General features: G+C 59.8%; 18 protein-coding genes. 11 read left to right on the plus strand and 7 right to left on the minus strand.

The window, feature by feature from the left end; all coding sequences use genetic code 11:
- Window positions 1–57: 57 nt before the first annotated feature.
- The gene (gene hypF / locus B149_RS0100180) at window positions 58–2,373 is read left to right on the plus strand and encodes a carbamoyltransferase HypF (RefSeq protein ID WP_245533178.1); all 2,316 of its coding nucleotides are present in this window, start codon (window positions 58–60) and stop codon (window positions 2,371–2,373) included.
- Window positions 2,374–2,445: 72 nt separating this feature from the next.
- Here the strand turns inward: hypF and B149_RS0100185 are convergent, their stop codons facing one another.
- Both B149_RS0100185 and B149_RS0100190 read right to left on the minus strand, forming a co-directional pair.
- A complete protein-coding gene (locus B149_RS0100185) occupies window positions 2,446–3,372 on the minus strand; it encodes an ABC transporter substrate-binding protein (protein WP_018123137.1) in 927 nt (308 codons plus the stop codon).
- Window positions 3,373–3,676: 304 nt separating this feature from the next.
- Entirely contained in the window at window positions 3,677–5,095 is a 1,419-nt protein-coding gene (locus B149_RS0100190) for an aminotransferase-like domain-containing protein (protein ID WP_018123138.1), read from the minus strand.
- 237 nt (window positions 5,096–5,332) lie between these two features.
- On the opposite strand from B149_RS0100190, the gene B149_RS0100195 reads away from it, so the two are divergent.
- The 5 genes from B149_RS0100195 (at window position 5,333) to B149_RS0100215 (ending at window position 10,989) form a co-directional block, all read left to right on the plus strand.
- The gene (locus B149_RS0100195; RefSeq protein WP_018123139.1) at window positions 5,333–6,043 is read left to right on the plus strand and encodes an AzlC family ABC transporter permease; all 711 of its coding nucleotides are present in this window, start codon (window positions 5,333–5,335) and stop codon (window positions 6,041–6,043) included.
- Complete coding sequence (locus B149_RS0100200; protein ID WP_018123140.1) at window positions 6,028–6,357, plus strand: AzlD domain-containing protein; 330 nt, start codon at window positions 6,028–6,030, stop codon at window positions 6,355–6,357. Before B149_RS0100195 ends, B149_RS0100200 begins: the two co-directional genes overlap by 16 nt.
- Before the next feature lie 2 nt (window positions 6,358–6,359).
- Complete coding sequence (locus B149_RS0100205; protein ID WP_018123141.1) at window positions 6,360–7,049, plus strand: aspartate/glutamate racemase family protein; 690 nt, start codon at window positions 6,360–6,362, stop codon at window positions 7,047–7,049.
- A gap of 97 nt (window positions 7,050–7,146) precedes the next feature.
- Entirely contained in the window at window positions 7,147–8,862 is a 1,716-nt protein-coding gene (locus B149_RS0100210) for an AMP-binding protein (RefSeq protein WP_018123142.1), read from the plus strand.
- 9 nt (window positions 8,863–8,871) lie between these two features.
- Complete coding sequence (locus B149_RS0100215; RefSeq protein ID WP_040372084.1) at window positions 8,872–10,989, plus strand: tetratricopeptide repeat protein; 2,118 nt, start codon at window positions 8,872–8,874, stop codon at window positions 10,987–10,989.
- Here B149_RS0100215 and B149_RS0100220 read toward each other — a convergent pair.
- From B149_RS0100220 to B149_RS0100230, 3 genes are all read right to left on the minus strand, one after another.
- Window positions 10,977–11,612 carry a CPBP family intramembrane glutamic endopeptidase gene (locus B149_RS0100220; RefSeq protein WP_026167357.1) on the minus strand — a complete coding sequence of 212 codons (636 nt, stop codon included), beginning with the start codon at window positions 11,610–11,612 and terminating at the stop codon, window positions 10,977–10,979. The genes B149_RS0100215 and B149_RS0100220 overlap by 13 nt on opposite strands.
- Window positions 11,599–11,988, minus strand: a complete 390-nt coding sequence (locus B149_RS0100225) for a response regulator (RefSeq protein ID WP_018123145.1) — start codon at window positions 11,986–11,988, stop codon at window positions 11,599–11,601. The genes B149_RS0100220 and B149_RS0100225 overlap by 14 nt, the downstream gene beginning before the upstream one ends.
- A 144-nt stretch (window positions 11,989–12,132) precedes the next feature.
- On the minus strand, window positions 12,133–12,375 hold the full coding sequence (locus tag B149_RS0100230; protein WP_018123146.1) for a hypothetical protein: 243 nt from the start codon (window positions 12,373–12,375) through the stop codon (window positions 12,133–12,135).
- A gap of 111 nt (window positions 12,376–12,486) precedes the next feature.
- Here B149_RS0100230 and B149_RS18160 point away from each other — a divergent pair, with 111 nt between their 5' ends.
- Both B149_RS18160 and B149_RS0100245 read left to right on the plus strand, forming a co-directional pair.
- Window positions 12,487–15,375 carry a sigma 54-interacting transcriptional regulator gene (locus B149_RS18160; protein ID WP_083909111.1) on the plus strand — a complete coding sequence of 963 codons (2,889 nt, stop codon included), beginning with the start codon at window positions 12,487–12,489 and terminating at the stop codon, window positions 15,373–15,375.
- A gap of 166 nt (window positions 15,376–15,541) precedes the next feature.
- Entirely contained in the window at window positions 15,542–15,904 is a 363-nt protein-coding gene (locus B149_RS0100245; protein WP_018123148.1) for a thioredoxin family protein, read from the plus strand.
- Here the strand turns inward: B149_RS0100245 and B149_RS18630 are convergent.
- Together B149_RS18630 and B149_RS0100255 are read right to left on the minus strand one after the other, a co-directional pair.
- Complete coding sequence (locus tag B149_RS18630) at window positions 15,866–16,225, minus strand: arsenic metallochaperone ArsD family protein (protein ID WP_245533179.1); 360 nt, start codon at window positions 16,223–16,225, stop codon at window positions 15,866–15,868. The genes B149_RS0100245 and B149_RS18630 overlap by 39 nt on opposite strands.
- On the minus strand, window positions 16,158–17,432 hold the full coding sequence (locus tag B149_RS0100255; protein ID WP_026167358.1) for a protein kinase domain-containing protein: 1,275 nt from the start codon (window positions 17,430–17,432) through the stop codon (window positions 16,158–16,160). The genes B149_RS18630 and B149_RS0100255 overlap by 68 nt, the downstream gene beginning before the upstream one ends.
- Before the next feature lie 609 nt (window positions 17,433–18,041).
- Here B149_RS0100255 and B149_RS0100260 point away from each other — a divergent pair.
- The 3 genes from B149_RS0100260 (at window position 18,042) to B149_RS0100270 (ending at window position 20,472) form a co-directional block, all read left to right on the plus strand.
- On the plus strand, window positions 18,042–18,770 hold the full coding sequence (locus B149_RS0100260) for an amino acid ABC transporter ATP-binding protein (protein WP_425386869.1): 729 nt from the start codon (window positions 18,042–18,044) through the stop codon (window positions 18,768–18,770).
- Between the two features lie 48 nt (window positions 18,771–18,818).
- The gene (locus B149_RS0100265) at window positions 18,819–19,625 is read left to right on the plus strand and encodes an ABC transporter substrate-binding protein (RefSeq protein WP_018123151.1); all 807 of its coding nucleotides are present in this window, start codon (window positions 18,819–18,821) and stop codon (window positions 19,623–19,625) included.
- 79 nt (window positions 19,626–19,704) lie between these two features.
- A complete protein-coding gene (locus tag B149_RS0100270; RefSeq protein ID WP_018123152.1) occupies window positions 19,705–20,472 on the plus strand; it encodes an amino acid ABC transporter permease in 768 nt (255 codons plus the stop codon).
- Window positions 20,473–20,475: the final 3 nt, after the last annotated feature.

Genomic DNA, 20,475 nt, shown 5'->3' on the forward strand with positions numbered 1-20,475 from the left:
CTTGCTTCGGATGCCTGTCGGCGGTAGTGTCTGCTCATGAATTCGGGCGAAACGGACATGATACGGCGCAGGTACGCCGTGAGTGGGCAGGTACAGGGCGTCGGCTTTCGGCCTTTCGTCTATCGTATCGCCTCGGAGAACGGGGTGACGGGGACCGTGCTCAACGGTTCGCAGGGTGTGCTCGCGGAGGTGCAGGGCAGCCGTGCGCAGGTGGACGGCTTCGGCCGTGATCTGGCAGAAAAGGTGCCGCCGCTGGCCCGCATCGTCTCGCTTGCGTCCGAGGATCTGACCCCGGTGACAGGTGAGGATTCCTTCGAGATCATCGCCAGCGAGGGAGGAGAAGGGCACGATGTGCTCATCAGCCCGGACACCGCCACCTGCCCGGATTGTCTTGCGGATATGCGTGATCCGGAGAATCCACGCTACCGCTATCCGTTCACCAACTGCACCAATTGCGGCCCGCGCTACACCATCACACGCTCCATTCCCTACGACAGGCCGTTCACCTCCATGAGCTGTTTCCCGCTCTGCGAACGGTGCGATTCGGAATACACCAACCCGTTGGACCGTCGCTTTCATGCACAGCCCAATGCTTGCCCGGACTGCGGGCCACAGGTCTGGCTAGCTGACGCCGAGGGCGGCGAAATCGCCAGAGGCGACGAAGCCATGCGCCTGCTGGCCGAGAAGCTGAAGGGCGGGAAAGTTGCCGCGGTGAAGGGGCTGGGCGGCTATCATCTGGCCTGCGACGCCACCAACGCCGAGGCCGTGGACCGATTGCGCGAGCGCAAGAACCGCCCTGACAAGCCTCTGGCGGTGATGGTCCCGGATATGGACTGTGTGCGGCGGCTGGCCGAGGTTATGCCCGAGGACGAAGCATGGCTGACGGGCATTGCGCGGCCCATCGTGCTCATGGCCAAGCACGCTGAGCATCCACTGCCGGAAACCGTTGCCCCGGATACGAATTTCATAGGTCTCATGCTACCGTACACGCCGCTGCATCACGTGCTTTTCGAGCATCTTTCGGAAGGCGGTGGCGGGCTTTCGGCCCTTATCATGACCTCGGGCAACATGAGCAGCGAACCCATCAGCCTCGGTAATCGCGAGGCTCTTTCAAGGCTCTCCGGCATCGCGGACGTCTTTCTTTTTCATGACCGGGACATCCTCATCCGCTGTGATGATTCGGTTCTGCGCATGAACCCGTATTCCGGCAAGCCGATCATCCTGCGCCGGGCGCGCGGCTTCACGCCTTCCCCTGTCACGCTGGACGGCGACGGGCCATGCGTTCTGGGCACAGGCCCGGAACTCAAGTGCGCGCTGACCCTGACCAAGGGGGGCATGGCTTTTCCGAGCCAGCACATCGGCAACATGGAGAACCTCGAAACCTACGGGTTCTACAAGGAAATACTGGCCCACATGCAGGATATCCTTCAGGTGCGGCCCGAGCTTGTAGTGCGTGACCTGCATCCGGACTACATGACCAGCATCCTCGCTGACGAGGTGGGAGCCCAGCTGCATGTTCCGGTGCTGGCCCTGCAGCATCACTACGCCCACATTCATGCCGTCATGGCCGAGAACGCGCTGCAAGGGCCGGTGCTCGGACTGGCGCTCGACGGCACCGGATACGGCGAGGACGGCACCATCTGGGGCGGAGAATGTTTGTTCGTCAATGGCGAGACGCTGGAGCACGAGCGGCTGGCCCGTTTCGCGCATCTGCGGCTGCCCGGCGGGGAGGCTGCGGTTCGCGAGCCGTGGCGCATCGCGCGGGGAGCGCTGTGGGAGCTGGGATATCGCGAACCTGAGTTCTGGTGGCCGTGGCTGGCGGAACATGAAGCCGCCGACAAATTTCTTTCGCAGGTTCTGGAGAAGGACATCAACTCGCCCCGCACCAGCAGTTGCGGACGGCTGTTCGATGCGGCCTCGGCCATGATCGGACTTTGCTCGTCCATCAGCTACGAGGGGCAGGCCGCGATTCTGCTGGAAAAGGCGCAGGACATGGAGGAGCGTTCGGCCTATCCGTGCCCGCTGCTCACGGACGATCAGCCCGCCGTGCTCGACACGCTGACCCTGCTGGATGCCGTGCGCGAGGACGCGGCCAACGGCGTGGCTCCCGGCGTCATTGCGCGTCGGTTCCATTTAGGGTTGATCAATGGCCTTGCCGAACTGGCGGCGACCGTTGCGGAAAACCTCGGTGTGAACAGGATCTCGCTCTCCGGCGGGGTGATGCAGAATCTCACCATTGCCGTGGAGTTGCCCATGGCGCTTGAGATGATAGGGCTGGAAGTGTTCATGCACACGCAGGTACCGCCCAACGATGGCTGCATTTCTTTGGGGCAGGCCGTGTGGGGGCGCAGAAAGCTGCTTCTGGACGAGTGAATTTTGATCAAGACAAGACCATGAAAAAGGCCCGCCGTTTCCGGCGGGCCTTTTGTCATTATGGGACAGCGCCTACTTGAAGGCTGCTGCGACAACCTCGGTGGCGTCGCGTCCGTCCGGCGTCTTCACGCCTTCGAGCCACTTGGCAACGATGTCCTGATTGTCGGTGATCCAGCGACGCGCGACGTCGGCCGGATCTTCTTCCTTGTAGCCGTAATCGTGAATCCACATGCTCTGGGTTTCAGCGGTGACGTAGAGCTGGGAAAGAAACTTGGCCAGCTGCGGATAACGGGTGTCGAAATCGGCGTTGGCGATGGTGTGCACCTTGCTCTGGCTGACGAGCTTGGTGGTGTTTTCGGTGCCTTCAAGGAACTTGATGTCCATGAGGACGTCCATCCAGTGGGGCTTCCAGCAACCGAAGACCACGGCTTCATTCTGGCGCATCTTGTCGCGGGCCTGACCGAGCATGATGGGCGTGGTGCTTGCGACCTGTTCCCAGTCGCCAAGGCCGTCGGCGTTGGCCTTGATCATTTCGTCCACGGCGGTGTGCATGCCGGATCCGGCTTCGATGTTGTAGATGGTGTGGTCGAATTTATCGGCGTACTTGTCGAGGTCCGCGACGCTGCGCACGCCTTCTTCCCATGTCTTGGTCGGCACGCACAGGCTGATGATGGCTTCATCGAGGTTGGTGCCGAGTATTTCCACGTTGCCCTCTTCGAGCACCGGGTTGAGCATATCGTTCTGGGCCGGGACCCAAGCGGCGAGGTACACGTCCACGTCGCCTTGGGGCATGCCCTTGTAGATGATGGGCGGTCCCACCTGAAGTTGCTCGGTTTCATAACCGAGGCTTTCCGAAATCTGGCAGACGACTTCCGTCTTGACGGTGACGCCGGGCCACGGCGGAGTGGCGAAGCGGATTGCGTCTTTGGCGAATGCTGTGGAACTGATGGCGAGTACGAGGCAAAAGGTCAGAAAGAAAACAATGTTTTTTTTCTGCAAGAGATCCTCCTGATCTAAATGTAGATGAAAAAGAAAAATAAAAATGAAGTTCGTCCCAACATCCCCTGTGGATGTTGCCGACACGTTCTTCAATATATGGGTTTGCTGTTTAGCACGGAAATCCAATATTGACAAATCCGTGTTTTCGAGTCTTGGAAAAGTCGCAAATCTTTTCCATTTCCTTTCTCGGTGAGGTTCAGGTTCAACGACGCAGAAAGGCTGTTTCCTTCCCGCATCGGCGTTGCAAAAAAATCCCCGTATTCCAAAGGAACACGGGGATTTTCCAGGGTCATGTGCGATGGCATCACGACATGTCGTGGGCCAGCCTGCCAAGGGTGCGAATGCCGCCTGCTATTTCGTCTGTCCAGACACCGCCGCAGCTCAGGCGGATGTTGCTGGTGAACCGGTCGCGCGTGGTGAAGATGCCGCCGGGTGCAAGGCCGATGCCCCGTTCGCGGGCCTCGAAAAAGAATTCCACGCCGTCCACGCCGCCGGGGAGCGTCACCCAGAGCACGCTGCCGCCCTGAGGATGCGTGACGCGGGTGCCTTCGGGGAAGTGGCGTTTGAGTTCGAGCTGCATGGTGTCCATGCTGCGGCGGATGGCGTGGCGTATCCTAGTGAGCTGCTTTTCCATGCGTCCCTCGCGGAGAAAGTCGGCCATGGCCGCCTGTGTCGGGGTGGCGGAACAGACGTTGGTGGTCGCTTTGATCTCCCGCGCTTTGTCAAGAAAGCGGCCCGGCAGCATCCAGCCGATGCGCCAGCCCGGGGCCACGGTCTTGGACAGGGAGGAGCACATCATCACCAGTCCTTTCTCGTCGAACTGCTTGTAGGTGCCGGGGCGTTTGGGGCCGAAGTGGATGTCAGATGAAACGTCGTCTTCGATAAGCGGAATATCCATGTATTCCAGCAGGCGGACGATTTCACGCTTGGTGTCGTCCGGCGTGAGGGATCCGTCCGGATTGGCGAAGTTTGGCACGAGGATGCAGGCCTTCACATCGTATGTGGCCGCCGCATCCGCCACCAGAGCCGGATCCAGTCCTCCGTCGGGGCTGGTTTCCACCTCGATGGCGCGCAGTCCGAGCGTTTCCAGCAACTGTAGGAAACAGAAATAGGCGGGCGACTGCACGACGACATTGTCACCGGGCCGCGTGATGCAGCGCAGGGCGATGTACAATGCTTCCATTGCCCCGTTGGTCACCAGAACCTGATCATGACGGACCGGGATATCCGCCTCCAGTGAGCGATGTGCGATCTGTCTTCGCAGCTCCGGATTGCCGGGGACCAGTTCATACGACAGGCCGAGATCGCCGTTTTCGCGGCTGTGGCGCGACAGGAGTCGTCCCAGTTCGCGGGTGGGCAGCAGGCTCGGGTGCGGCGCGATGATGCCCAGCGGCACGGCCTCTTTTGTTCCAACGTAGTCCAGCACCGTGCGAATAAGCCCGGCGCGGGTCACGGGGCGTGGCGGCTGTGCGGGCAGCGGATCGGCATCCGGCGCGGGCAGACGCTGCCCGGTCTGAATGACGAAATATCCCGAGCGCGGGCGGGCTTCCACCACGCCTTTGCGTTCCAGTTCACTGTATGCCTGCGTGGCCGTGGAAATGCTGACCCCCATGTCTCGGCCGAGCTTGCGCAGCGAGGGCAGCCTGTCGCCAAGCCCCAGCGTTCCATTGCCGATCATGTCCATGATGCGTTGCTCAACGCTTTGATATCTGTAATCCGCCATCGGTTCTCCCGCTTAAAACTGTCATGGTCGCCGCTTTGTTTTCTGCATCTGTACCGATAGCAGCGCCGAATCGATTTCGCAACAGCCCCGCAGCCGTGGCGGTTCGGTGAGTGGCAGTCTGTACTGATTAAATTTTATGAATCTGTATCTGTACTGCTGGCAGATGATCGGGTTTACTGTGCGGGAAAACAGGGTATGGTCGGCGAGACGTCGCCGCCGTGCCGCGACGGAGGAGTCATGCAGGAACGCGTCATCGACAATGGAAAGGACAGGGGAGCCGTGTTTCAGGCCGCACGAAAGATAGCGCCGCTGGCCATGGGATACATTCCGGTCGGCATGGCCTTCGGGGTTCTTGCCCAGAAGGCAGGCCTGAGTGTGCTCAATGCCGTGCTCATGTCCGTGTTCGTCTACGCGGGCAGCGCGCAGCTCATCGCCGTGGGCATGTTCGCCGCGGGTGCTCCGCCGGTGAGCATCATCCTGACCACCTTTGTGGTCAACCTGCGGCACCTGCTGATGTCTGCCGCGCTGGCTCCGCATCTTTCCAAGTGGGGGCTCGGCCGCATGGCCGCCTTCTGTTACCAACTCACTGACGAAACCTTTGCGCTTCATTCCATGCGCTTTGCGGAAGGCGACCGGGACCGGCGGCAGACCTTCATGATCAACGCCATGGCCCAGACCGTGTGGATTCTTTCCTCGTGGGCGGGCGCACTGGCAGGAAGCGGAGTTCCCGACGTGAAGCCGCTGGCGCTTGATTACGCGCTCCCGGCCATGTTCATCGGGCTGCTTGCCATGCAGGCCGAAAACGGTCTCAAGTGGCTCACCGCCGGGTTTACGGGCCTCACCGCCGTGGTTCTGGTGCAGGCGGGGCTCGACCAGTGGAGCGTGATCGTGGCCACGGTCATTGGCGCAACCTTTGGCGCGGGAGTGGAAACATGGACCAAAAAATAGTATTTCTGACCATCCTCGGCATGGCTGCGGTGACCTACATTCCCCGTGCCGCCCCCATGCTGGCGCTGGCCGCGCGAGGCATCCCCGAGCCGGTGATGCGCTGGCTTTCCTACATTCCGGTGGCGGTGCTCTCGGCCATGCTGGCTCCGTCGCTGCTGCTGCATGACGGCTCGTTCGACTTCGGCATGGACAATCTCTTTCTCTGGGCGGCGCTGCCGGCGTTCGCCCTCGCCATCAAGACGCGCAGTTTTTTCGGCACCGTGGCTTTGGGCATGGGGCTGGTAGCTGCGGGACGCTTCTTTCTCGGAGGGTAGTGATGAAAACCATCGGGCTTATCGGCGGCATGAGCTGGGAATCCACCCGGCATTATTACGAGTTCATCAACGAGGCGGTGCGTGATCGCCTCGGCGGACTGCATTCCGCAAAGATAGCTCTGTACAGCGTGGATTTCGGCGAGATCGAACCCATGCTCGCCGCCGGTGACTGGGACGGCCTTGCCGCCGAGCTTTCCGCCGCGGGGCGCAACGTTCAGGCCTGCGGTGCCGACATGCTCCTGATCTGCACCAATACCATGCATCGCCTCGCGCCGCAGATCGCCGAAGTCGTGAACATCCCGCTACTGCATATTGCGGATGCCACCGCCGAGGCGGTCAAGGCTGCCGGGCTTTCACGAATCGGTCTTCTGGGTACCCGTCCCACCATGGTGGAGGATTTTTACCGGGGACGGCTGGAACAGCATGGTCTGGATGTCATTCTGCCTGAGGATGCTGACATGGACCTTGTGCACGGCGTTATATTTGACGAGCTGTGCCTCGGGCGCGTGGAAGCCGCATCGAAAAAGGAATACTGTCGTATCATCGACTCCATGCGGGAGCGCGGGGCGCAGGGTGTGATACTCGGCTGCACGGAGATCGCCATGCTTCTGGACAGGCAGGACTGCCCGCTGCCTCTGTTCGATACCACGCACATCCACGCCATGGCCGCCGTGGAAGCCGCGCTGGACTGAAAAAAAGGGCCTCATTCAGCCTTTACTTGACCCGTTTTCAAGGCGCGATTAAGGTTCCGGCGCGGTTTGAGCCGCACTACACCTTAGGAGGCAGCCTTTGAAAAGTCTTGAAGTACCCACCCTGAAGAACGCGTTGGAACGCAGCGTGGAGCAGTATGCCGACCGCCCCGCCCTGACATTCGTGGAAGGGGAGCCGCTTACCTACGCGAGATTCCACCAGATGGTGCGCGATGTCTCTCTGCTTCTGCAAAGCAGGGGCGTGGTGCCGGGAGACAAGGTCGCCCTCATCGGCGAGAACATGCCGCATTGGGGCGTGGCCTACTTCGCGGTGACCTGCATGGGTTGCGTAATCGTGCCGATCCTTCAGGAGTTCCACGTGAGCGCAGTGCATCACATCCTGCGCCACTCCGAAGCCAAGGCGGTCTTCGCCTCCAAACGTTATTTCGACAAGGTGGAGGAGTGCGAGGCCGAAGACCTGCACACCCGCATCATTCTCGACGACCTCTCCCTCGTTTCCGAAGAGGACAACTTCAAGACCAATTTCCGCGAAGCAATGGCTCAGGCCCGCGCCTGGTACGACCGCATGCGCGAGAAGGTCATGAACTATTTCGACAAGGGCACTTCGGACATCACTCCGGAGAGCCTCGCGGCCATCCTGTACACTTCCGGTACCACCGGTCATTCCAAGGGCGTGATGCTCACGCACGAGAACATCGTGTTCAACGCCGAGTCCACGGCCAATATCGTGAACGTGAATCACGAGGACAGGCTTTTGTCCGTGCTGCCGCTTTCGCATACCTACGAGTGTACGCTGGGGCTTATCCTGCCCCTGACGCGTGGCGCATCCGTGCACTATCTCCAGAAGCCGCCCACCCCGCGTACCCTGATTCCAGCCATGCAGAAGGTGAAGCCTACCTACCTGCTGCTGGTGCCGCTGGTGATCGAAAAGATTTACCGCAACCGCATCCTGCCCAAGCTCAGCGGCAACGCTTTTGGTCGCAATCTCATGAAGCTCGGCGCGGGCAAGAAGAAGCTGCAGCAGGTGGCGGGCAGGAAGCTGATGGAGTCCTTCGGCGGCAACATCAAGTGCATCCCCATCGGCGGGGCTTTCCTTGCTCCCGAAGTGGAACTCTTCATGCGAAATGCAGACATCCCGTACGCCATCGGCTACGGCATGACCGAAACGTCGCCCCTCATCTCCGGCAGCAAGCCGGCGGACACCCGTTTCCGCGGCGCGGGAAAGACCATCCCGCGGGTGGAAATCACGATCGACAACGCGGATCCTCAGACCGGCGAGGGTGAAATCCTCGTGAAAGGCCCCAACGTCATGCAGGGGTATTACAAGGCTCCGGCCGTGACCGAGGAAGTCTTCACCGAGGACGGCTGGCTGCGCACCGGCGATCTGGGCTACGTGGACGACGACGGCTATCTGTTCATCAAGGGCCGTCTCAAGAACGTGATCATTGGTCCCAGCGGCGAGAACATCTATCCCGAAGAAATCGAGGCGGCGGTCAACGACTGCGAGTACGTACTCGAATCGCTCGTCTTCCGTCAGGACAACCGCCTGTGCGCGAGAGTGCACCTCGATTACGACGCTCTGGACGCGAAGTACGGAACCCGTGACATGACGGAGACCAAGGCGCACGCAAAGGTGCAGGAAGTTCTCGACGGTATCCAGAAGAAGGTCAACGCTTCCGTTTCCAGCTTCAGCCGTCTTGCAAGGATCATTGAGCAGGTGGAACCGTTCGACAAGACTCCCACGCACAAGATCAAACGCTACCTCTATGTTGACCCGGAGGAAAGTCGGAAGTAGCAGTAGAGGATGCACCATCTTCGATATCTACTGGTCGCCATGCTGATTCTGGCGGCCACTCCGGCTTACGGCTCGAGCGAGTCCGGCATGACGCACTTTGCCCAGGGCAATGAATATGTCCGCACCGGACGGCTCGAAGCCGCGGTCAATGAATTCTCCAAAGCAGTCGGCGCGGATCCGTCCAAGGCCGAGTATCGCTTCAACCGTGGGTTGGCACTGCAACGGCTCGGCAGGACGCGTGAGGCCTTGCGGGATTTTCAGGCAGCCGCCGATCTGGCGCCAGCCCGTTTTTCCTTTTCCCTGACCCTTGCCGCGTCCCTGCATGCCGACGGGCAGAACGAGAAGGCGCTCAAGGCGTTTGATCATGCGCTGACGCTGCGGCCCGACTCGGCCCGTGCTCACGGCGGCAGGGCCGCAGCTCTTGCCGCGCTGGGAAGGAAAAACGAGGCGCTTGAAGCCTATGACGCGGCCGTGCGTCTGGCTCCCTCCACCGCAGCTCTGTACAGGGAACGCGGCAATCTCCTGTTCAAAGGCGGCGACCCCGAAGCCGCCCTGTCCGATTTCCGTCGCGCCGCGAAGATTTCCCCCGACAACATGAAGGTTCAGGCCCGGATCGGTGCCGCGCTCATGTCCCTTGGTCGTTATGCCGAGGCCGAGCGGGTATTCGATGCCGTGCTCGACGCGGACCCGGGTGACGCGACCACGCTTGCCAACCGGGGGTATGTCCGGGCCATGCAGGGCAGGATGTCCGAGGCTGCCGCCGACTTCGAGGCGGCGGTGGAGCAGGCCCCCGAGTGGGCTCAGGGTCGGCTGCTTCATGCGGACTTTCTGCGTATGAATGGCCGGCACGAGGAGGCGCTCGAAGAGTACAGGCGCGGCCTTGAGGCCGGTGGTGATCCGTTGGCCGTGGCAATGGGGCGCGGGGTGACCCTTCAGGGCATGGGGCGTTATGAAGATGCGCTGAAGGTCTACGCCGATGCCACTGAGAAGCATCCGGTGACCATGGCTCCCCGGCAGGCCAGAGCGGGGTTGCTGCTTTCGCTCGGGCGCGCCGAGGCAGCCGAGGAAGAGGCTGAGGCCATGATCGCCCTGCATCGGGGCAGTCCTGCGGGATACGTGGTCAAGGGTCGGGCTCTCATGAAAATGCGGCAACCTGCCAAAGCTCTTGAAACCTATTCCAAGGCGGTTGAAATCGCTCCGGAGAATGCCGCGCTGTATGTGGAAAAAGCGGGAGTGCTGCGCGCTCTCGGACATCGGGATGAAGCGGTCGCCAGTCTGGATCAGGCTCTGGCACTGAATTCGGAGCTGGCTCGTGCCAGAGCGCTCCGGGGGCGTATGCTCGCCGAGGCCGGAGATATGCAGGGCGCTCTGAATGATTTTGATGCCTACCTGAAACAGCAGCCTTCCGACGCCTCGGTCCTTGCCATGCGCGGAACCGTCCTGGCGTCTCTCGGTCGCAGGGTCGAGGCGATCAGGGATCTCGACAAGGCGTTGCGCATCGGCGGGCGCAATGACTCCCTGCACGCGCGTCTCGGCAAATTGCTCGCCGAGGAAGGGCGATATCGTGAGGCGGAGTCACATCTGGCGTTCGCCGCACCGACAAATGCCTCAGCCGCGCAGGAACTGGCCCGGGCCTACATGCAGTTGGGGCGCATGAACCGGGCGCTGGACGTGTTTGATCTCGCAGCCGAGCTGGCGCCTTCGGAAGTTCCGGTGCTACTGGACCGCGCCGAGGTCCTGCGGCAGCTCAGGCGCTATGACCAGTGGGTTGCCGCGCTCGACGAGGCCCTGATCCGGACTCCCGGGAGCTGGCGCGTGCTCAATCAGGCTGCATGGGCGCGGGCCACCTGTCCTGAAGCGAAATTTCGCGATGCGGAGAAGGCCCTGCTGTATGCCCGAAGCGCAAGCAATCTTTCGCCGGGTAATCCTTTCGTGCTCGATACGCTGGCCGCGGCTCATGCACGGGCCGGGAATTTCGGCAAGGCCGTGGAGTTTCAGCAGCAAGCGGTGAAAGCTTTTCGCAAGCACGTGGGCGATGAACAGGCGAAAGTCGCTGAAGAGCGTCTTGAACTGTACAGGGACGGTAAGGCGTACGTCATGCGTCCGGAAGCGGTTCATCCCGAGTAGAAGAACTTTCCAAGCCCCGTGGTGAAGACGATGACGCCGTATCCTGCGTGCTCGACCCAGGCGGCGGCAAGAGACTGTCTGCGTTCGTAAGTGCTGGCCAGTAACATGCCGCCTGCGAAGGACAGCGCTATGGATGGCAGGTTGACGTAGACGATGTGCAAATAGGCGAAAGCCGTCGCACTCACGATCGTTAGGTTTCGTTCGCCGCCGAATAGCGGTCCGAAGCGTTTGTGCAGGTAGGTCCGATAGATGATTTCCTGCGGCAGAGCTGAAAGGAACGGATAGAGCAACACCACGAGTCCCCATGTCAGCGGACGCTCAATCGGGAAGGCAAAGAGTTGATCCGGAACGAGCAGGAGCGTCAGCAGCACGGCTCCCACGGCAACAAAGAGAAGTCTTCGGGTTATCTCGCGGCCCGCCTGTCCGAGCGCGGAAAACCGGAATTCGTGTTTCCAGAAAAAGCCGCGCATCGAGAGCATGACCACGCAGAAGATGGTCACGCCAAACAGGACAGAGAGCTTGGGGAGAGGGATGACCCCCAATGCGAAGACCGACGGCAGGACGGCATAGAGGAGCAGGAATTCGACGTAGGCACGCCCTGTTCTTGCGTCAGGCTTCGGCACCGAGGCCACCAGCCTGGAGACAGCGGCGGATGTATTCCTGAATCTCCTTTCTATCAAGCGGTTTGGCAAGGAAAAGGGTCGCTCCGAGCTTGAGAAGGTTGGATATCTCGCTCACCCCCACGACGGCGGACATGATGATGATCGGAAAATCGGCGAACTGCTGGTCGCCTCGCAACGTCTGGATAAGCTGTCGCCCGTCCATCTCCGGCATCATGATGTCCGTGAGCAGCATGTCGAATTTGTTGCTGGCCATCAGCGCTTCGTAGGCATGTTTCCCGTGCGGGCTGACAAACGCGACGTGGCCCATTTCTTCCACGATCTTGGACGCGAGCTTTTGCGAAATCCTGTCGTCCTCGGCTATGAGTATCTTGGCCATTGATCCCCCCTGTTTTACGATTCTCCCGTACATTCTTTTGAATGGGAATTACCCTATCATGACGTGCGCGTAAAAGGGGTGATAATTTTCACGGTCCTGTCCCGGTTGCGGAGCCGGTGGGTTACCGGCTCCGTTCGCTGCGGCCTACATCTTCTCGACGCGCATGCAATCCTCGAAGGTGCATGTCAGCCTGTACTCCCCGTCGGACGCCCGCACGACGTATTCGTTGCCCGGAAAGAGCGTGACCGCGGGCGCAAAGGAATCGTTGACCATGACGTCCTTTGCCTCGCCGTTGGACTCGAAGCGAATGGTTGTCTGGTCGGCCAGCGACAGGACCTCGCCGTGGTGCAGGTCCAGCGGCAGGTCGTTTTGCGTGTACTGACTCATCTCTGTCCTCCTTGGGGTAGCGGTTTGCCTTACTGCAATATCTACTCCCCGGCATTCTCGCGGGGTATGAGAATCCGATACACTTGATGACGGTTCAGGAACGTGTCAAAGATGGTAGCCATGCCGCATACCTCCTTTGCATCCGACGTACGTATCAAGGTGCTTGTCGTGGGTCCTGATCCACGGGAGCGCGAGAGGGTATGCAGTATGCTTGGAGAGCAGAACTGTCTTGCGGCCGAGGCAGAGGATTTTCTGCTTGCGCGCGAATTGTGCGGCGATTTCGAGCCGGACCTCGTGATGGCGGACCTCGCTTCCGATCCGGAACAGGGAAGCGCCTTTCTGCGGCAGCTCAAGTCTCGTGGCGACAGTGCCCCTCCGGTGGTCTCCATCGGACGGCACTATGACTATCCGGAACTTTATCCCCGCTTTGCCGACTATGTCCCCGCCTCGCTCAAACGCCCTGTGAGCGCCCTGAGCCTGACCAACGTGCTGGGCTTTGCCGCCTTCAGCAGGAAGCACCGCGCATCCGTGGAGCGGCTTCAGTCCAGAAGCATCGAACAGGGCGAACTGCTGTACTCGCTCGTTTCCAATATGCCCGATTCCGCAGTCCTGCTCGACGGAAGCGGCAACATCGTGGCCATGAACGGTCCTGCGCAGAGCGAGATGACGGTCCCGGCCATGCAGCTTTTCGGCGCCGCGTATCTTTCCGTGTTACCGGACGCGGTGGGCAGAGCCTACTCCGATGCCCTGCAAAGGGTTTTTGACGGCACGCCTTCCATCACCTTCAGAGTGCGTCGCGGCGGGGCTACCCTGGAGGTCTTCATGCGGCGCGTGGCCCGAGGGGAATGTCTGGAGGGCATCCTCGTGGTCAGCAAGGACGTGACGGCGCTCATGCAGTCCGAGCGGGAGCTTTCGGAAAACGAATTGCGGTATAGAAGCGTCTTCGAAGCCGGGCCGGACGCCATTTTGCTCGTCAACCGCGTCACCGGTGATGTGCTTGACTCCAACCGCGCCGCACGCCGTCTTTACGGATACTCCACCGACGAGCTGGAGCAGTTGAATTTCATCAGCGATCTGAGCGCGGAAAGCGACAGGGGAGTTGAGGTCCTTGCGGCGGAAGGCGGCAGGATGCCCATTCGCAAGCATCGTTGCCGTGACGGACGGGTGTTTCCGGCCGAGACGACCATGAGCCCGTTTTCCGTGGGCGGGCAGCAGGTTGCAACCGTGTTCGTTCGCGACATCACCAGCCGCAAGGTCGTGGAAGAGGCGCTGCGCGAGGGCGCTCGACTGTATCGTGCCGTGGTCGAGGATCAGACCGAATTCATTTGCCGGTACAAGCCCAGCGGTTCGCTCACCTTCGTGAACCGGGCCTATGCGAAATTTTTCGGTCGCGACGAAGATTCGCTGATCGGTTCCGCCTTCGGGCCGGACATCCCGGACAGAGAAACGCGCAGGCGGTTGGACCGCTGGATGGAACGAGTCAGCCCCGCGGATCCGGTATATGAGCTGGAACAGCAGAACGTGCGGCATGACGGTGAGATTCGCTGGATTCGCTGGGTCAACAGAGCCATTTTCGACCACCGTGGCAATCTCAGCGAATTTCAGGCCGTGGGCCGCGACATCACTCACAGCCGCCGGGCCGAAGAGGCGCTCAAGTTCGCCAACGAAGAGAAGGAACGCTTCCGCCTCAATCTGGAGGCCACGTTCCGAAGCATCCCGGACGCTATCATTACCGTTGATGCCCACATGCGCATAATCGCGAACAATAATGCTGCATATGGAATATGCGGCCTGTCCGATGCCGCATCGCTCGGCTGCGCCCTGTGCGACGTGGTGCAGAGCGAGCCCAATCCCTGCACTGAGGTGCTGGAGCAGGTGTTGCGCACCCGCCGACCCGTGAGAGGGTTTCAGGCCGAAATGCCGCTGGAGACCGGTGAACGGATGGTTGAGCTGAACTGCTCCCCGCTCTTGGACGAGGCCGGGACTTTCATTGGCGCGGTGCTTGTGGTCAGGGACATTTCACGCATTGCCGACCTTGAGAAGCGGCTTCAGGAACGGCACGGTTTCCGGGGCATAGTGGGCAAGAGCGAGAAGATGCAGGATATCTATCGCCTGCTTGAACAGCTCGCGTCGCTTGAAGCCACGGTCATGATTTGCGGGGAGTCCGGCACCGGAAAGGAGTTGGCCGCCGATGCCTTGCATTACGGCGGCTCGCGCGCCACGGGCAATATGGTCAAGGTGAACTGCTCGGCGCTTTCCGAAAGCCTGCTGGAGAGCGAGCTTTTCGGTCACGTCAAGGGGGCCTTCACCGGCGCCGTGCGCGACAAGGTGGGCCGCATTGAGGCAGCCGAAGGGGGAACCCTGTTCCTTGACGAAATTGCGGACATTTCCCCTCTGATTCAGCTCAAGCTGCTGCGTTTTCTGGAACAGAAGGAATATGAGCGAGTCGGCGAGTCCAGCACTCGCAAGGCTGACGTGCGCATCATTGCGGCCACGAACGTGGACCTTCGCGAGCGGGTGGAGGAAGGGACCTTTCGCGAGGACCTATTCTATCGCCTCAACGTCATGCCCGTGACTCTTCCGCCGCTTCGTGAAAGGGAAGGTGACGTGCCATTGCTGGTCACTCATTTCATCAAGATTTTTTCCAAGAGTTTCGACAAGAAGTTGCTGGGCGTCTCCGAAGAGGTCATGGACCTGTTCCTGCGGTATACATGGCCGGGCAACATCCGGGAACTCAAGCATCTGCTGGAGCATGCCTGTATTCTGTGCCCCGGCGGCACCATCGGTACAAAGTATCTGAGGCCGGACGTGCTGGAGGCCATGGAATCCCGCCCTGCATCGGGAGCGCGTTTTATCCCCACCCGGCCTGCTGCGGGGGTTCGCGAGATCGAAGAGGCCATCATCAGCGCGGGGGGCAATAAATCCCGAGCCGCCGAGATTCTGGGCATTCACAGGGCCACTCTCTACCGCAAGATGAAGCAATTCGGCCTTGAAGCATAATAATAACACGTCGCATCGAGTTTTCTCGATCCTTCCAGTGACCTGAAATCCTACAGTAAAAAGGGTTGTTCCCTAAGTTCTAATCATACTAACGCAGTGCACGCGGGCGGCGCATCCCTTTAGTGGGTTCACATGGGTTTGTGAAAACCCAAAGCTGGGGGATGGGATGCTCAGGACCGTGGAACTCGAGGATGTTTTGGCTATTTCGGAACGAAAGCCCGTACTGGTGGCGTTCATCAGGCGCGGGCGAAGTGCTTCCGGGCAGATCGAAACGATGGAGATGATCTCACGCAGGCACGGGCCTGAGCTTTACTGCTGTCTGTATTCTTTCAAAAACATCGAGCTGGGGATGCGGCACTTTGGTGTGCGGGGCATCCCCAGCTTTCTTGTTGTGCTGAACGGGAGGGAAGTGGACCGTTTTATCGGCCTCGCCGAACCTCAGGATATGGAGCGTCTGGCCCGGAATGGAATGCAAGCCAGCTATCACGCCTCATTCCATGGCGGCGAGGAGTTGTTCGACTTCGATTGAAGTCGCTTTGCTGAATACCTTTCCATCAAGAAAAACCACGGGCAGTGCTGAGTGTCCTTCGTTTCGCAATATGGCGCTCATTTCCGCATTCTCGCGAAAAGCGGAAAGATTGTTCAGGCCATGAACCTTGTACACCATCGCGTCTCCGAGTCGCTCCTTGACGTGCTGAAGAGCACTCATGAGCTTCTCCATCTCCGGGTCCGGGGCATCTCCGCAACATGGACATGGGACCTTGCTGACGAAAACTTCCAATTCATGACGCTTCAAGATTCTCTCCCTCCGTCGTTGGGGGTGGTTCAAACGGGGCGCCGAGTCGTTCAAGCGTTCGCCGCACGCCGGGCTTGAGCGTGGCTTTGAGACCGTGACGCGATGGCGGTCCGCAGAGGACGACATCGGGATAAAGGTTTTCATGGAGCCGACGGGTGGCCTGCGTCGGGTCGGCGTTGTCCAGTACAAGCAGTCCCCAGTTGATCGAAGTCTCCCGCATGGCACGAAGTCCATCCGCCAAGGCGCGGAAAAGGCCGATCTTGAACCCTTCCAACTCCCCTGTGGCAAGATCGATGGGGATCAGCGAAACAACGAGAACGGCATGCCCTTCGCGTCCAAGCTCATTGGCTTGGTCAAGAATGGCCTGCGCGTGGGAGTCGTTGGTCGCAAAGGCCAACACGCGCAGGGCGTCGGGTGGGCGCCGTTTTGTCAAACGCGGGAGGGGGCTGGGTGCGCTGCCGAGGAGCCTGGCGACTTCCGTCATGGTCGGCCGGTTCATCGGAGCGTGTTCCAGACAGGCTTCGGCTATTTCCTTTGCCTCCGGCGGCATGGTGCCGATTTCCAACAGGCGTTGCAACCGTCGGAAAACCTCGCGCCCCAGTTGTCCGACACGAAGAAGGCTGCGCATGTGCATCGGCGTGCCGAAAAGGTGATGCAGAATCATGCCGAAAGCATACACATCCGAAAAATTGTTCCCTCTGACCCCGCGAAGCTGTTCGGGGGCGGCATAGTCCGGCATCCTGCAACCGGCGAAGCGGGTCCAGAAGTCGTGCATTCCCTGAATGGAAGATCTTCCCAAATGGCGAAGAAAAACCTTATCGCGGCCGTGCAAAACCGCACCGGGGTGCAGGTCGTGATGCACCATCCCGCCCTCGTGCATTCCTGCCAGCAGGGAAGCGGTTCGTGATGCCACCCGAATCTTGTCCGTGATTCTTTCCGGAATCCGGTCATTCAGCGTGTTCAGCCGCGGGTCGGGGATGATGATACCGCCGCGCCACTCCGCCTCTGCATGAATGAGTCCCGCAACCGGCGGAAGGCTCGCAAGCCTTGCCTGATGCTGCCAGCGCAGGAAAGCGTCCGTGTTCACGTCGTAGAATTGCCTGAACTCACCAAGGCGCCAGTCCTTTGCAGCCAGATAGCGTCGATTCCCCGTAATGGGAGGCAAAATCCTGCGAATGCGCCACCCGTCAACGACGTCACCTTCGTGAAGCGGTCCCGGGGTCTGCAACCGTATGGCCATTTCCTGCATGCGTGCCCACATGGGATACCTCCGGCTTCATGATATCCTTTTTCAAGCGGAAATGCATGCCTTGAGAGGAAGAAACTGTTGTTTTGCAGAATGAGTTACGGATGACGGCATGGTTGGGCATCGCGAAATCAGGGGGCGGATCATGATGCGAAGCGTTGTCGGTAGTTTTCGGCCAAAAACGGTTGTGGGCGACGCTTTCGTTGGAGCGGTCTGCCGCAGGGTTCGCCTTGAGAAAGGATCGCCGGCACCGGATTGACAGGAAGCATGGTTTTCCATGCGGGAAATGAGGGTTGAGTGCCGTTGGAACCGTTGGCGGGCAGCGTTTTCAGGCTTTTCGACCGTGCAGAGGCGCCTTTCGGCTAGCCTCGGTGCGGCGCCGGATGCTTTTGTCGTGTGAGAAAAGCAGTATGCGGAAGAGGGGTTAGATGAAGCAATTACATTTATGAAAACGGTGCCTGAGGCACCTCTCTATGAGACCCTGCACCTTGACTTTTTTGCTATTTTATTGCAAATCAATCGAGCTATCATGGAGACACCCAGACCCCGAGCGGGTCACGAGCGGCGAACGACCGCATTTCCCACGCGGCGCATCGTCGAAATTTTTTTTCGGAGTAGAAACTTNTGGCAATGATCGAAGTCAACAATCTGCAGAAATGGTTTGGCGACTTTCATGTTCTGCAGGGCATCACCGAGAACGTGAACCGTGGCGAGGTGCTCGTCATCTGCGGTCCCAGCGGCTCGGGAAAAAGTACCTTCATTCGCTGCATCAACCGTCTTGAAGAATACCAGAAGGGAACCATTCTTTTCGACGACAAGGATATTCAGGATAAGGATGTGGACATCAACGAACTGCGCGCCGAAATCGGCATCGTTTTCCAGCAGTTCAACCTGTATCCGCACCTGACCGTTCTCAAGAACGTCACGCTCGCTCCCCTCAAGGTCCGCAAGATGAACAAGGACGAGGCAGAGCAGAATGCGCTGGCCCTGCTTGAGCGGGTGGGCATTCACGATCAGGCCCACAAGTATCCCGCCGAGCTTTCCGGCGGACAGCAGCAGCGTGTGGCCATCGCCCGCGCATTGGCCATGAAGCCCAAGGTCATGCTCTTCGACGAACCCACCTCCGCACTCGACNCGGAAATGATCAACGAGGTGCTCAACGTCATGAAGGACCTCGCGCGCGAGGGAATGACCATGCTCTGCGTGACGCATGAAATGGGGTTTGCACGCGAAGTCGCGGATCGCGTGATCTTCATGGACGGAGGCGTCGTGGTGGAGCAGGCTCCGCCGGATGAATTCTTCCGCAACCCCCGCCACGAGCGTACCAAGGCTTTCCTGAAGGAAATCCTTTAACAGTTACGGTTTACGGAGAGTAACCCCAACCCTTTTCGAGGAGGCACAATGAAACGGCTGACTACCATTCTGGCCATGATCCTGACCTTCGTGTTCTGCGCCGGCGTAGCCAATGCGGACAAGCTGGAAGAGATCAAGGAACGCGGCAAGCTGATCTGTGGCGTCAAGGACTCGGTGAACCTGTTCGGATTCATCGATCCCGAGACCAAGGAACTGACCGGCTTCGACGTGGACATCTGCAAGGAAATCGGCAAGAAGCTCGGCGTGCCCGTCGAATTCAAGGTTGTGTCCTCCGCCACCCGCATCCCCATGCTGGTGCAGGGCTCCGTGGACATGCTCGCCGCGACCATGACGCACAAGCACTCCCGCGACGAAAAGATCGACTTTTCCATCACCTACTTCATGGACGGCCAGAAGCTGCTCGTGAAGAAGGGCTCCGGCATCGAGTCCACCGACGACCTGACCAACAAGAAGGTCGGCACCGTCAAGGGCTCCACCTCCGAAAAGAACATGATCAAGGCCAACCCCAAGGCCCGCGTTGTGGCGTATGACGAATACCCGCAGGCCTTCATGGCTCTCAAGCAGGGCAAGGTCAAGGCCGTGACCACCGACTCCGGCATCCTCGCCGGACTCAAGGCCGGTGACGACAACCCCGAAAACTGGGCCATCGTCGGCGACTTCTTCTNCAGCGAACCTTACGGACNGGGCGTGCCGCAGAACGAATCCCCGTTCCGCGACTTCGTGAACAAGTCCCTGCAGGAAATGTGGCTCGACGGCACCTACAAGACCCTCTTTGAAAAGTGGATGGGCTACGAGCTGCCCGACACCTGGGAAATGGTCGTCTGGCCCATGTAGGTTTCGAATCCGACTGTTCGGGAGCGCCGTTCTTGCGGCGCTCCCTTTCTATGCAACCCCAAAACAGACGGACAGCGCCTTGAATTACAATTTCGAATGGGATGTCGTCCTCAGCGGCGAATACGCACAGTGGCTCTACGAGGGATTTGTCACCACCATGCAAATCTCCGTTGTCTCGCTCGTCTGCGCAATGCTCCTCGGGATCATCATCTGCGTAATGCGCATGACGCCTTTCAAACCCTTCAGGTGGTTTGCCCTCGCATTTACAGAATTTTTCCGGAACACGCCGCTTATGGTGCAGATCCTGTTCTGGTATTTCGGAGCGTACCTCGTGATCCCGGAAGGGATAATGACCTGGCTCAACGAGCTGTACGTCTTCGTCCCCGGCGCCTTCACCCTGTTCGGGCGTGAATTCGTGGGTGAATGGATGCTGCTCAACGTCGAATTCTTCTCCGGCGTTATCGCTTTGACGGTCTACACCTCCGCGTTCATCGCCGAGGAAATCCGCGCGGGCATTTTCTCCATTCCCAAGAACCAGCTTGAGGCTTCCCGGGCCGTGGGCCTGTCTTTTACGCAGGCGTATCGCTATGTCGTGTTGCCGCAGGCACTGCGCATCGTGGTGCCGCCGCTCATTTCCCAGTCCCTGAACCTCATCAAGAACTCCTCCCTGTGCATGGTCATCGGCGTCAGCGAGCTGACCTACATGGCCCGTCAGGTGGAGTCCTATTCGTTCCGCGGGTTCGAGGCCTTTACCGTCGCGACGCTCATCTACCTGTGCATCTCGCTCGTCGTCTCGCTTTGCATCAATCTGTACAACAAGCACTTCATGCTGCAGGTGAAATACTAGGGG

This window comes from Desulfovibrio oxyclinae DSM 11498 (genome assembly GCF_000375485.1).
Classification (GTDB): Bacteria; Desulfobacterota; Desulfovibrionia; order Desulfovibrionales; family Desulfovibrionaceae; genus Pseudodesulfovibrio; species Pseudodesulfovibrio oxyclinae.

What these genes read in the sequence shown, in the direction of transcription:
- B149_RS0100245 (WP_018123148.1), top strand. Translation starts at nt 15,542, where the DNA reads ATGCTCAGGACCGTGGAACTCGAGGATGTTTTGGCTATTTCGGAACGA.
- B149_RS0100200 (WP_018123140.1), top strand. Translation starts at nt 6,028, where the DNA reads ATGGACCAAAAAATAGTATTTCTGACCATCCTCGGCATGGCTGCGGTG.
- B149_RS0100225 (WP_018123145.1), bottom strand. Translation starts at nt 11,988, where the DNA reads ATGGCCAAGATACTCATAGCCGAGGACGACAGGATTTCGCAAAAGCTC.
- B149_RS0100195 (WP_018123139.1), top strand. Translation starts at nt 5,333, where the DNA reads ATGCAGGAACGCGTCATCGACAATGGAAAGGACAGGGGAGCCGTGTTT.
- B149_RS0100190 (WP_018123138.1), bottom strand. Translation starts at nt 5,095, where the DNA reads ATGGCGGATTACAGATATCAAAGCGTTGAGCAACGCATCATGGACATG.
- B149_RS18160 (WP_083909111.1), top strand. Translation starts at nt 12,487, where the DNA reads ATGGTAGCCATGCCGCATACCTCCTTTGCATCCGACGTACGTATCAAG.
- B149_RS0100215 (WP_040372084.1), top strand. Translation starts at nt 8,872, where the DNA reads ATGCACCATCTTCGATATCTACTGGTCGCCATGCTGATTCTGGCGGCC.
- B149_RS0100205 (WP_018123141.1), top strand. Translation starts at nt 6,360, where the DNA reads ATGAAAACCATCGGGCTTATCGGCGGCATGAGCTGGGAATCCACCCGG.
- B149_RS0100255 (WP_026167358.1), bottom strand. Translation starts at nt 17,432, where the DNA reads ATGTGGGCACGCATGCAGGAAATGGCCATACGGTTGCAGACCCCGGGA.
- hypF (WP_245533178.1), top strand. Translation starts at nt 58, where the DNA reads ATGATACGGCGCAGGTACGCCGTGAGTGGGCAGGTACAGGGCGTCGGC.
- B149_RS0100230 (WP_018123146.1), bottom strand. Translation starts at nt 12,375, where the DNA reads ATGAGTCAGTACACGCAAAACGACCTGCCGCTGGACCTGCACCACGGC.